14 protein-coding genes, 1 pseudogene and 1 riboswitch are annotated in these 12,463 nt (G+C 44.5%); of the genes and pseudogenes, 12 read left to right on the top strand and 3 right to left on the bottom strand.

Annotated elements, in window-relative coordinates; all coding sequences use genetic code 11:
• Window positions 1-93: 93 nt before the first annotated feature.
• A riboswitch (FMN riboswitch) is annotated at window positions 94-234 on the top strand.
• 173 nt (window positions 235-407) lie between these two features.
• The 4 genes from ribB (at window position 408) to GXP65_RS02135 (ending at window position 2,577) form a co-directional block, all read left to right on the top strand.
• Entirely contained in the window at window positions 408-1,064 is a 657-nt protein-coding gene (ribB, locus tag GXP65_RS02150; RefSeq protein WP_005433496.1) for a 3,4-dihydroxy-2-butanone-4-phosphate synthase, read from the top strand.
• Window positions 1,065-1,173: 109 nt separating this feature from the next.
• Window positions 1,174-1,719: a glutathione peroxidase gene (locus tag GXP65_RS02145; RefSeq protein WP_162091872.1), complete on the top strand. Its 546-nt coding sequence runs from the start codon at window positions 1,174-1,176 to the stop codon at window positions 1,717-1,719.
• A gap of 11 nt (window positions 1,720-1,730) precedes the next feature.
• Window positions 1,731-2,177 (top strand): DUF3429 domain-containing protein, encoded by a 447-nt coding sequence (locus GXP65_RS02140; RefSeq protein WP_038889067.1) that lies wholly within the window; start codon window positions 1,731-1,733, stop codon window positions 2,175-2,177.
• A gap of 154 nt (window positions 2,178-2,331) precedes the next feature.
• Entirely contained in the window at window positions 2,332-2,577 is a 246-nt protein-coding gene (locus GXP65_RS02135; RefSeq protein WP_005433479.1) for a hypothetical protein, read from the top strand.
• Window positions 2,578-2,635: 58 nt separating this feature from the next.
• Here the strand turns inward: GXP65_RS02135 and GXP65_RS02130 are convergent, their stop codons facing one another.
• On the bottom strand, window positions 2,636-3,235 hold the full coding sequence (locus GXP65_RS02130) for a thiol:disulfide interchange protein DsbA/DsbL (protein ID WP_162091871.1): 600 nt from the start codon (window positions 3,233-3,235) through the stop codon (window positions 2,636-2,638).
• Window positions 3,236-3,322: 87 nt separating this feature from the next.
• Window positions 3,323-3,700 carry a hypothetical protein gene (locus GXP65_RS02125; RefSeq protein ID WP_162091870.1) on the bottom strand — a complete coding sequence of 126 codons (378 nt, stop codon included), beginning with the start codon at window positions 3,698-3,700 and terminating at the stop codon, window positions 3,323-3,325.
• 193 nt (window positions 3,701-3,893) lie between these two features.
• On the opposite strand from GXP65_RS02125, the gene GXP65_RS02120 reads away from it, so the two are divergent.
• From GXP65_RS02120 to GXP65_RS02085, 8 genes are all read left to right on the top strand, one after another.
• The gene (locus GXP65_RS02120; RefSeq protein WP_005535265.1) at window positions 3,894-4,199 is read left to right on the top strand and encodes an isoamylase early set domain-containing protein; all 306 of its coding nucleotides are present in this window, start codon (window positions 3,894-3,896) and stop codon (window positions 4,197-4,199) included.
• 242 nt (window positions 4,200-4,441) lie between these two features.
• Window positions 4,442-5,161 carry an SDR family oxidoreductase gene (locus tag GXP65_RS02115; RefSeq protein ID WP_038889070.1) on the top strand — a complete coding sequence of 240 codons (720 nt, stop codon included), beginning with the start codon at window positions 4,442-4,444 and terminating at the stop codon, window positions 5,159-5,161.
• A 255-nt stretch (window positions 5,162-5,416) separates the two neighbouring features.
• A complete protein-coding gene (locus tag GXP65_RS02110) occupies window positions 5,417-6,130 on the top strand; it encodes a response regulator transcription factor (protein ID WP_162091869.1) in 714 nt (237 codons plus the stop codon).
• On the top strand, window positions 6,130-7,416 hold the full coding sequence (locus tag GXP65_RS02105) for an ATP-binding protein (protein ID WP_162091868.1): 1,287 nt from the start codon (window positions 6,130-6,132) through the stop codon (window positions 7,414-7,416). The genes GXP65_RS02110 and GXP65_RS02105 overlap by 1 nt, the downstream gene beginning before the upstream one ends.
• Before the next feature lie 133 nt (window positions 7,417-7,549).
• Window positions 7,550-7,942 (top strand): glycine zipper family protein, encoded by a 393-nt coding sequence (locus GXP65_RS02100; protein ID WP_162091867.1) that lies wholly within the window; start codon window positions 7,550-7,552, stop codon window positions 7,940-7,942.
• 178 nt (window positions 7,943-8,120) lie between these two features.
• Window positions 8,121-8,477: a diacylglycerol kinase gene (locus tag GXP65_RS02095; RefSeq protein WP_038889075.1), complete on the top strand. Its 357-nt coding sequence runs from the start codon at window positions 8,121-8,123 to the stop codon at window positions 8,475-8,477.
• 21 nt (window positions 8,478-8,498) lie between these two features.
• Window positions 8,499-10,151 carry a phosphoethanolamine--lipid A transferase gene (locus tag GXP65_RS02090; protein ID WP_162091866.1) on the top strand — a complete coding sequence of 551 codons (1,653 nt, stop codon included), beginning with the start codon at window positions 8,499-8,501 and terminating at the stop codon, window positions 10,149-10,151.
• Between the two features lie 149 nt (window positions 10,152-10,300).
• A complete protein-coding gene (locus tag GXP65_RS02085; protein ID WP_162091865.1) occupies window positions 10,301-11,233 on the top strand; it encodes a Gfo/Idh/MocA family oxidoreductase in 933 nt (310 codons plus the stop codon).
• Here GXP65_RS02085 and GXP65_RS02080 read toward each other — a convergent pair.
• Window positions 11,234-12,154 (bottom strand): annotated as a pseudogene (locus tag GXP65_RS02080) (helix-turn-helix domain-containing protein).
• Window positions 12,155-12,463 lie beyond the last annotated feature (309 nt).

The raw sequence follows: 12,463 nt of genomic DNA, 5'->3' as shown, positions 1-12,463 counted from the left end.
ACTTTTCAAGCCAAGGCGTTCGCAGTACTATCTCTACTCCGACCACTCATTTGAGTATCGGAGTTTTTTATTTCTGACCTTATTGGTTGGATTCAATGTTCTCAGGGCGGGGCGAAATTCCCCACCGGCGGTATACTCTTTTGAGTGAGCCCGCGAGCGCTCGATTCGTCGAGGTCAGCAGATCTGGTGAGATGCCAGAGCCGACGGTTATAGTCCGGATGAAAGAGAATAAGAAAACATCAGTAGTTTCCTCAACATTCTTTGTTGATGAGCCCTGATGAACTTCTTTTTGGATCGCATTTTTATTGCGTGAGCTTGTGCCATTTTGTTGTAGGCAGCTTATTACGTGCATAAAATGTGACGATCCCTCATACCGCCCTGATTCTGGTGATATTTAGGAGTTAACCATGAATCAGTCATCACTACTTGCCGAATTTGGCGACCCAATTACTCGCGTTGAAAACGCACTTATCGCACTTAAAGAAGGCCGTGGCGTGCTTCTTCTCGACGATGAAGATCGTGAAAACGAAGGCGACATCATTTATTCCGTAGAACACCTAACTAATGAGCAAATGGCTCTGATGATCCGCGAATGCAGCGGCATTGTTTGCCTGTGTCTGACCGATGCTCAAGCAGACAAATTGGAACTGCCACCAATGGTTGTGAACAACAACAGCGCAAACCAAACGGCTTTCACGGTTTCTATTGAAGCGAAGCAAGGTGTAACCACTGGCGTTTCTGCCGCTGACCGCGTAACAACCATCAAAACAGCAGCAAACCCAAATGCAAAACCAGATGACTTAGCTCGTCCTGGCCACGTATTCCCTCTACGCGCTCGTCCCGGTGGCGTAATGACTCGCCGTGGTCACACAGAAGGCACTATCGATCTGATGCAAATGGCCGGTTTGCAACCCGCAGGCGTGCTGTGTGAGGTGACAAACCCAGATGGCACCATGGCAAAAGCACCAGAAATCGTTGCGTTTGGTCGTTTACACAACATGCCAGTACTGACCATCGAAGATATGGTGGCTTACCGTAATCAATTTGATTTAAAGCTTGCATAATCGACACGTCGTCAATCTCGATAAAAGCCGCTGAATTCAGCGGCTTTTTTGATCGATTTGATTCCTTTTCTAGTAGTTATAACTAGTAAAAACAAAAGGAATCAACATCATGAAGGGAATCACTCTCAACGCACTTATCGCAACACTACTCTTCACCAGCCCTATGGCTTTTGCATCGAGCTGTCCAGATATCTTGCAAGGAAAGCAAAGACTTCTCAATTCAACGGAAGAAATAGCGCTGTGTGATGCCTTCAGAGGCAAGACACTGCTGGTTGTGAACACGGCGAGCCAGTGTGGCTTTACTCCCCAATTCGAGCAGTTGGAACAACTACACCAAACTTATAAAGATCAAAACTTTGCCGTTGTAGGATTTCCTAGTAACGACTTTCGCCAAGACCGCGGCAGCGAAGAGAAGACTGCGAAAATCTGTTACCTCGACTATGGTGTCACCTTCCCTATGATGGCTCGCACCTCAGTTCTCGGAGAGAACGCAAACCCAGTATTTGCCGAGATAACCAACCAGGCGGGCGTTACACCAAAATGGAATTTCTACAAGTTCCTCATCAACAAAGACGGCAAAGTTGTTGCGACCTTTCCAAGTTCAACTTCCCCGACAAGTACTACGCTTACTAACATGATTGAACAGCAACTATAAGGAAAGCGGCCATGGCAACTACACGTACGACAATGATCCAATTGGGATATTTGGGACTGCTGCCATTTATGTTCAGCTTGGTTCTCATCGTTACGGAAAGGACTCTATTCAACTTATCTGGGGAGCAGTTTTTTATCGCTTACAGTGCAGTGATTTTGAGCTTTCTCTCCGGTGTACTTTGGGGCAATGCGATTGATCATTTCTATCATCGACTAAGCCGTAATGCCTTGGTGCTCAGTAACTTATTTGTACTACTCGCATGGGGAGCGCTACTTCAAGGCAACAAACACTATGTGATTGCGACGCTGTTACTCGCTGCTGGCTACATTGCCGTTTGGTATGCAGAAAAGCTGATCCGAAAAGTAGAAAAGGAAGCAGAACCAAAAGGTTACCAGATGATGAGAGGAAAGCTCACTACAGGTGTGGTACTTATGCATGGGCTGGTTTTAATTGCTTAAACTGGTCTGTCCACCTACCAGATCACAAAATTAACCAAGTTATATAAAACAATGTTCATTTCGTGAAGCGTGTGTAATTTTGAACACCGTTTTGTTTTAATTATGAATGGATGGTCATATAAGTATCTCAAAAGCATTCACAAAGGATATGAATATGTTTTTTCGTAAGCTTCTTTTCAGTACCGCGGTCATCAACGCAACAGCAGGTTGTGTGTCCTACCAAGCTCAACAAGCCGCGGTCAATACAGTGAACACCACTGGCGTGGTTTTAAACAACGTCGTGAAAACCACGATCGCTCAACCATGTAACGTAGCGGTTACCGTCGCGAGTTTGTTCTACCCAAATGCGATTTTTATGACCGATATGCCAACTGCCGCTTGTACAGCAGTCCTTCGCTAAAGAACAACAGAACATAAAAAATGGCGACCTGATTGGTCGCCATTTTTTCTTCTCGCCGTTAAAGCGTAAGTAGGTAGTTCACCAAATCATTGTACTCATCGTAGCTACGAATCTCATTTGGCAACACAATATACTTGTTGTTCACTACCACTCCAGGAACGCCGGTCAATGTGCTTTGTTTAAACTGCTTATCAAAGCCTTTCTGCATCGAGTTAACAGCGAAGCTGTTGTATGCAGCATCAAACTTCTTACCATCGACCCCATTATCAACGAAGATTTGCTTCAACTCAGCTTCATTTTGAGGTGCTTGACGCTTCTGGTGAATTTGCGCAAACATCGCTGGTACCATTTTTTTCTCAACGCCTAGTGACACCATTGTCGCGTATGACTTAGCCATTGGTACTGCCATGTCACTTCCCATGAAAGCAACATGCACTTTCTCGAAACTTGCATCTTTTGGCAGAGCAGGCTTTAGGTTATCGATGACAGATTCAAATTTGTAACAGTGTGGGCAGTAGAAAGAGAAGAACTCGGTTACCGTCGGTTTCTTCGCCTTCTCCACATCCAATACTTTGTAATGTTTGCCTGCTTCAAATTGCGCAGCGTGAGCAGTGAATGCCAATAATAGAGTGCTGCAAAGTGCAAAAATCTTTTTCATGTTTGATACCTTCAGACACATGTGTGTCGTATTCATTAGTTAATAATTTGAGCATCCAGCAAAGCTGGTCAGGGATGAATAAGAAGGTCAAACAATAGGGGGACGGTAAGGCTTAAAAGCCACAATCACTGTTTTAGGTGTCGGTGATTTATCGATCAGTGCAAGACTGTACGGTAATAAGACGACATCATCTTGCAAGAGATTGGTGGGTATTTTGACGATACAAGAAGAACTGCAACTGGTATGAGCTTGCTTCCCTTTCTCCATCAAGTGATCACCATGGTGTGATTCAATACAGTCCGTATTGTCCACTCCCATTTTTTGATGAAACTCAGATGCTCGATCTTTGCTTGTACTCACTTCGATTGGTGCCGTTGCTGCACGCACGCTCGACGCAACACCCGTTAGCAACATGGCTAATAGACAGAGCATTGTCATCATGAATGTGCGGTTAAAACTCAGCATATAACTTCTTCAAAATACGGTGGATCTTCATCATACAGAATCCTTCTTTTCATACAAGCCAATCACTTAGTGCCACCTTCACAAACCAGAGGATTCTTACGTCCTATACCGACCGCAATGCCAATAAAGCTTGAAATCACTATGAAACCTGAGTAATAGTTAGATCAGTTTTTGTACAAACAAGGAAAGATTAATGCTTAAAAAGAGATTCTTTAAAACAAAAGATGAAGTCGAAGTCACGTTCGAGCTAGACAAAAACCAGTGGGAGTCGATTCAAATTGCGGGTGATTTTAACAACTGGCAACCAGAACCAATGAAGCTCGTGAAGAAAAGTGGCCAATTTAAATTTAAAACGCGCTTGCCGAAAGAACAAAATATCCAGTTCCGCTACCTATTTAACGAAGCCGAGTGGGAAAACGATCCACAAGCGGACGCATACGTACCAAATGGCTTTGGAAGCGATAACAGCGTTGTATGCACACAAGAGCGAATAGCTTAAGCACGCAATTCAGAAACAAAGGCGCACCGAGTGCGCCTTTTTTATTGTCTAATTTTCATTGAGTTATTGCTCATTGTTGTTATATGACAACAGTGTTTTAACTGAAGTGATATATATCAACAAAACCCATTTCCTTAATATACCTCCATCGCAGCGAGACAGGTGTTATCAACTGAAAGTCGCTCTCAAATAAAAGCTATTCCTAGCGATGGCTACTCTTAAAACAATTAAGGAAACAAAAGATGAAAAAACTGATTGTAATCACAGGTGCAAGTTCTGGTATTGGTGAAGCTATCGCACGCCGTCTAAGCGATGAAGGTCACCCACTTCTTCTTCTTGCTCGTCGTGTAGAGCGCTTAGAAGCACTAAACCTGCCAAACACGCTATGTGAGAAAGTAGACGTAACAGATAAAGCTTCATTTGAAGCAGCAATTGCGAAAGCAGAAGAGAAGTTTGGTCCAGCTGACGCACTAGTAAACAACGCAGGCGTGATGCTACTTGGTCAAATCGACACACAAGATGCGTCAGAGTGGAAACGTATGTTCGACGTGAACGTACTTGGTTTGTTAAACGGCATGCAGTCAGTTCTAGCACCAATGAAAGCACGCAATAGCGGTACCATCATCAACATCAGCTCGATCGCCGGTAAAAAGACGTTCCCAGATCATGCTGCTTACTGTGGTACCAAATTTGCCGTTCACGCTATTTCTGAAAACGTCCGTGAAGAAGTCGCTGCTTCAAACGTTCGTGTAACAACAATCGCTCCGGGTGCAGTAGAAACTGAACTGCTTTCTCACACTACATCACAAGAAATCAAAGATGGTTACGGTGCGTGGAAAGAAGACATGGGTGGTGTTCTTGCTGCTGATGACATCGCACGTGCAGTTCTGTTTGCTTACCAACAACCACAAAACGTTTGCATCCGTGAAATTGCGCTAGCACCGACTAAGCAACAACCTTAATTTCCACGATTCTAAGACGAAGAAATTCAAAAAGCGGCTTTAAGCCGCTTTTTTGATCTTCGCTTAGTCTTCAGCCTTTTAGTATGTGAGAGGGTCATAACTGTCACATCCAAGACTTTCCTTCCACTTATCTCCCTTCCCCTCTACAAATTCATCATTGATATCTATAAATCCCCTCTGACTCTTTGTCTTTATTGAAATCACTGACAAATTTGTTTAAGTTTCAAGGATAATTCCTACAAGCGCATCACGGCTATGAACGTACAAGACACCAAGCAATCACTTATCATCGTGGAAGACGACCCGAAACTGCAGGCTATGCTATGCGAATACTTTGAAGAGCAAGGCTTTGAAGTGCACAGCATAGACAACGGAACAGATGCGCCAGATGCGATTCTGGAAACTCAACCGGACCTGGTGCTTCTAGACTTAATGCTACCTGGGCAAGATGGGTTGAGCGTTTGCCGTCAGATTCGCGAATGCTACAAAGGCAAAGTGTTAATGCTCACCGCCAGTGACGATGATTTTGACCACGTCGCTGCCCTTGAAATTGGTGCAGATGACTTTGTTACCAAGCCAATCAAACCACGTGTCTTGCTAGCCCGCATTCGAATGCTTTTACGTCGCAAAGAAGCGGCAAATGCAGATTCTGACACCTGTTTAGAAGTTGGGGTTCTATCCCTCAACCGCCTGCGTAAGGCTTGTGCATTCAACCACGAACCGATCGCACTCACCGACGGTGAATTTGACTTACTTTGGGTACTCGCAAGCCATCCTGAACAAACCCTTTCTCGCGAGTGGCTTACTAAAACATTACGTGGTATTGAGTATGACGGCACGGACCGTACCATTGATAACCGTGTGGTAACGCTGCGTAAAAAGCTGGGAGACACGACGACACCACCTCAGAAGATCATTACAGTGCGTGGTAAAGGTTATTTGTTTATGCCCGACGCTTGGAACGCATAATGAAGCGAATTTATTTAGAAAGCTTCCTTGGTTTGATCATTCTTTTTGTCGCAAGCTTGGTTGGGTATGAGGTAATTGTTTATCAACTCAATACCGACTACGACTACTTACTAGAAGAGCACGAAGCACAAGCTTTCCATGAGCTGATTTACCCGATTTATCAGGAAAAAGGCGAAGAGTATACAATTCAACAACTCGAGAAGTTCGCTACCTCTAGCCATATGTTATTGATTGCCGAGGAAATGAAAAGCGTTCCTTCGCAGATACAACAAGTGTTTGATGAAGATCCCTCCATCAATACTGCCTTTGATGAGGAGCGGGACTTATGGTTCCGCTTCGAGCCCGGTTCACCCACGTTTAAATTAAGTCAAAACCCCAATAGCCCCATCATTCAAGCCATCAACTTTGATGACAATATTGTGTGGCTTTTCTTTCTCGCGGGCTTTGCGCTCTACTGTGTCCTATTGATTTGGTTTTTGAGCCGTCGCGTTCGTGAGCTAGAAAAGGTCACCATAGCCTTTGCCTCTGGTTATTTTAATGCAAGAGCAGATACGTCTAGCAGCAAATCCGTTGGTACGTTGAATAAAAGCTTCAACCATATGGCCGATAAAGTATCGCGACTGATCACCACCAACAGAATGCTTACCAATGCGGTAGCGCATGAGCTACGCACGCCTATTTTCCGTCTCCAGTGGCAAGCGGATCTGCTTGCTGACGCTTCATTGAATCAACAGCAGCAAAAGTATGTCGACAGCATTGTGGAAGACATTGATGAGATGGAAAGCATGGTTGAAGAGCTACTGTATTACGCGAAGATGGAGCGACCAAATACCGAAATTCAGACATCATCCGTCGCACTATCAAGCTTTACCCAATCGCTTTTACCCAAGTGGCAACGCGACACACAACTGTCTGTATTGATTGATGACTCAAGTTCACCAACGACGACCATTGAGGCCGACCCCCAATTACTCAAACGCGCTTTAGATAATCTACTGCGAAATGCAATGCGCTATGCTCAGAACCAAATCGTACTGGAGATCGTCGAAACGCCTGAGAAATCATGCATTCGCATTCATGATGACGGTTGTGGTGTCGAAGAAAAAGATTGGCCCCATTTATTTGATGCGTTTTATAGTGCCGACAAATCACGTAACAAGAGCACCAGTGGTTTTGGCTTAGGGCTTGCCATCGTCAAACAGATTGTCGAATTACAAAAAGGAGAAGTCTTCATTTCGCACAGCCCGTACGGCGGCGCATGCTTTACGATCTGCTTTCCTAAGTAAATTCATAAACTTATCAACAATCGCATTATCGAGATTACAAAAGGCGACACTTCTATACAATCGGCCGACAGTTCCCCTCAATAAAACAGTGTACATTTAATCCATTAATTCACTGCAATAATGGATCAGCGCAATGTATAAACCATTTCTTCTTGCCACTCTTTCTTCCGTACTAACGGCGTGTGCGTACAACCAAGCACCCGTTGTTGATATGACCGATGTCGACCAAGCGCAATACGAACAAGATTTTACCTATTGCCAAGGCTACTCAGAAAAAGTGGATAAAGGCGAAGCAGCAAAAACAGAAGCACAAAATGGTGCAATCACTGGCGCATTAGTAGGTGCAGTTGCCGGCGCACTGGAGGATGGCATCGGTGGTGCTGCTGTAGGCGCGGTGGCGGGCACTGCTGTTGGCGCAGGCGCAGGTGCCGTTGGTGGTGCAAATGACTCGACCAAAACTCAAGCACTTGTTCTACGCAAGTGTCTAGCTAGTAAAGGCTACACCGTCTACGACCTAGAGTCATAGTGTATAAATCCGCATCAATTAGACAAAATTTGGTGTCGGTGCGTATCTTTTTCACAAATGTTTCACGCCCGATCCATTAGTTTCATGTTTTCCCAATTCGATGCACTTCTGTCATCAGGGGAGGCTTTATCCCTCGAAGCGCCCCTCTTTTTAGGCTTAGCAGTTAAAAGGCCACATTTTGAAACCAGGTAAAACAGGCATTCGCCGGATATTGGACGCAACCGGCTACTCACTTCAAGGATTGAAAGCTGCGTGGATTCACGAAGCCGCTTTCAGACAAGAACTGGTACTTACACTCGTACTATCTATCTGTGCATTTTTGCTTCCTGTCACCATGCTCGAACGAACAATGATGATCAGCAGCCTACTGCTAGTGGTCATCGTTGAATTGATTAATTCCGCCATCGAAGCGGTTGTAGACCGTGTCAGTGATGACTGGCATGAACTCAGTGGACGAGCCAAGGATATTGGCTCTGCAGCGGTTTTCGTTGCGCTTGTTCTCGCCCTATTTGTTTGGGCGTCAATTTTACTTTAGTTACACCGAAGCGGATCAATTATGAAGACAATTGAACTCCCAACTAAAGGTATCTCGTATGTTACCTTTACATTCTTACTCGCTTTGTACTTCGCTCTTGTAGTAAACATTCCGATTTACAAAGAGTTAGTACACATCTTCTCAAGCCTTGATCAAGTCAAGATCGGTTTTATTATTACAATTCCTATCTTCTTTTTTGCCGCGTTGAATTTCCTGTTTAACCTATTCAGCTGGCCTTGGATCAGCAAACCTTTCTTTATCCTATTGTTGATAACATCGGGCATGGTGAGCTACGCAAGCTACAACTATGGCACCCTGTTCGATACGGATATGATCACCAACATCGTAGAGACGGACAGCAGTGAAGCCAGTTCATACTTAAGTGCCTACTCAGTTATCTGGACACTGATTATGGGAGTTGTTCCCGCTATCTTGGTCTTCAAGGTGAAACTCAAGCCTATAGAAGGTAAATGGCTTCGATTTACATTAACTAAAACGGTATCTATGCTGGCTTCATTGGCGATAATCGCCGTGATTGCAGGTTTGTACTACCAAGACTATGCGTCTGTCGGCCGAAACAATAGTTACCTAAAGAAAGTCATCATCCCCACTCAGTATGTGTATGCCATTTCTAGCTATGTAAAAGAAAATTACCTAACGACGCCAGAGCCTTACCGCGAAATTGGTACGGATGCAAAACAGTCCCAACTAGCACTGGAACAAGCAAAAGAAAAACCGACGCTGCTTGTCTTTGTGCTCGGTGAAACGGCACGTACTCAAAACTACCAAATAAACGGTTATGATCGTGAAACCAACCCGTACACCAGCAAGTTAGACGTGATTTCATTCCAAGACGTCTCTTCTTGCGGGACGGCGACCGCGGTTTCTGTGCCTTGTATGTTCTCTCAATTACCTCGCAGTGATTTCGATCGTAGCAAAGCAGATAACCAAGATAATGCCTTAGATATCATGCAGCGCGCAGGCATCGATCTCATGTGGAAAGATAATGATGGTGGTGATAAAGGCGTCGCTCATAAGATCAATAAGATGGATGTGGAACGCAGCAAGAAAAACACGCTTTGTAACGGCAATACCTGCTACGACATGGCGCTGCTGGATAATTTAGATGATCAAATCGCAGGCATGAAAGGTAACCGCCTTGTTGCGTTACACCTCATTGGTAGTCATGGGCCGACGTATTTCCAACGTTACCCGAAAGACAAAGCTTTCTTCCAACCAGACTGTCCTCGTGCAGACATTGAAAACTGCAGCGTTGAGCAAATCGTTAACTCCTACGACAACACGATTCGCTACACAGACTTCGTCTTGGATCGAACCATTGCGAAATTGAAAACGTTAGAAGACAAATACAATACCGCGATGATCTACGTCTCTGACCACGGCGAGTCTTTGGGCGAAAATGGCTTGTTCTTACATGGCATGCCATATGGGTTGGCACCAAATTTTCAAAAACGCGTACCCATGATGGTTTGGATGTCTCCTGGCTTTGAACAAGCCAAACACATCAATGCCGATTGCTTGGCACAAGAAGCCCAGCAAACAGCAACGCATTCACACGATAATGTATTCCACTCGTTGTTGGGGATTATGGATGTTGAAACCAATGCCTATGACGGTAAGTTGGATATCTTTAAGACGTGCAGAACCTCTTAATGAACTCTTTGTAGGACTTCGTAATAAGACAATATGAAAGTAAAGCCTGACCACGACGTGAGTCAGGCTTTTTTATGACATCTCGCTCCCAGAAATCCCAACAGTTAGGGCTATAATATTGGCCTCATTAGCAAACAAAGTAGAACCAAATGAAAATTGGCATCATTGGCTTAGGTGATATCGCTCAGAAAGCCTACCTTCCTGTTATCGCTCAACTTCCAAACGTTGAACTCGTATTTTGTACTCGCAACGCGAACACACTTAACACCCTCTCACAACAATATCGAATAGCAGAAACCTGCCAAGACTATCAACAACTGGTTGGTATGGGTGTTGATGCGGTCATGATTCACGCTGCTACCAGCGTTCACCCTCAAATTGCCGCTTTCTTTTTAGAACAAGGCATCCCGACCTTCGTCGATAAACCTTTAGCTGATAGCGCCGCAGAGGTAGAAAAGCTTTACGATCTTGCAGAGCGCGTGAAACAGCCTTTGTATATTGGTTTTAATCGCCGTCATATTCCGCTCTACAACCAGCATATGCTTGGAGTACAGCGAGGCGAACTTTCAGGCCTGAAATCACTGCGCTGGGAAAAGAACCGTCATCAATTGCCCGGCGATATTCGCACGTTCATTTTCGATGACTTTATCCACCCTCTCGATAGTATAAACATCACGGCTAAAGCCGATCTGCAAAACGCCTACATCACACATCAAATGGATGGTGACCAGCTGGCGCGCCTTGATATCCAATGGCAGCATGGTGACACACTGCTTCATGCATCAATGAACCGCCACTTTGGTATCACGACGGAGCATGTTCAAGCTTGCTACGCAAACAAAGCGATGGAGTTTGATTCGTTTGTTGAAGGGAAACTGTGGCAAGACAATCAGGAGCAGAAATTGAGCTTAAAAGATTGGACGCCAATGCTAACAAGTAAAGGTTTCCACTCTATGTTGCTAGACTGGTTTGAAGTGATTCAATCAGGCAACATCGCACCTGAAATCGTCGCACGCAATATTGCTAGCCACCAACTTGCAGAAGCGATTTGTCAGCATATTGAACAAGCCGTGCATCGATAACTAAGCACTAAAACGAGCGCGGAACGCTTTGGGTGCCAATCCCATGGTTTTAATGAACACTTTGCGAAACGCGCTCGCATCTTGATACCCAACTTGGTAAGCAATCACCTCAAACGCTAAGTTGCTCGATTCGATTAAATCACACGCTTTTTGCACTCGAAGATGTTGTAGGTATTGATTCAAGTTCAAACCTGTGGCCTTTTGAAAACGTCTTTGTAGCGTTCGTTCAGTCAAACAACTGATTTCTGATAAAGATTGATTTGAAATCGCTTGTGAGAAGTGGTCCGCCATGTAATGTTGAACATTCAGTACCGCACTATCTCCATGTTGCAAATTAGGCATGAACTGCTGATAGAAGCGTTGCTCTCTCGCACCTGTATCTACTACCAGCATCTTTCCCAGTAAACGCATCACCGTCGGCGTACTTAACTGAGAAACAAGCTCTAGTCCCAAATCAAGCCAAGACATCATGCCACCAGCAGTAATAACACTGCCTTCGTTGATTAAAATTGACTCCTGCTTCATTGCCACATGAGGGAACTGTTCTCGAAACAATCCCGCTAATGCCCAGTGCGTTGTGCACGTTTTGTTGTTCAGCAAACCGGCATGAGCAAGAATAAAGGCACCAGCGCAAGCTGAAGCGACAATTGCCCCTGCGCTATGTTGCTTCGATAGTCAAGCCATTAGTTGTTGATTGGGCGCTAAATAATATTGCTCTTCACCACTAGGTGGTAATAAAACCACCGAGTATTCCTTATGAGTATGCGTGCTTTCTCCATTGATCATTTCCGTACAAAAGCGCTTTCCAACCCCCACTTCAATAGCGGCACGATTTGCTGTTTCAAACAGCTCCAGAAAGCCATAAATCGACGCTTTTGAACTGCCCGGATAATCCACAACTGCGAAATTAAACTCTTGCATACTACCTGTCATTTTTAACCTAATTATTGCCATTTTAGACACGAGACAATACTACAGAAAGTGCTCACAAACGCCACTATGTTGGAGGTATTACCTTGAGCAAAATAAGGCTAACTCTCTCAGCATAGAATGTTTTGCTGGCTTTCATCACCCTGCAATAGTCATTGAAATACATAATCAGCACTATTATTTAGGTCAGGATAATCACCATAAAAATCAGAGATAAAGAGAAGCTTAGAACGTCCCTACTAATTCTGTTCATGGCGTAAAATGGTAACTTTTCTTGCCTATTTTCCGCCAGAATTTGCG

Origin of the sequence: Vibrio sp. LB10LO1, assembly GCF_010092875.1 — a bacterium.
In the GTDB taxonomy this organism is placed as follows: Bacteria; Pseudomonadota; Gammaproteobacteria; order Enterobacterales; family Vibrionaceae; genus Vibrio; species Vibrio campbellii.
The sequence above is the reverse complement of the archived record's forward strand: the minus strand, read 5'-3'. Positions and strand labels throughout refer to the sequence as shown.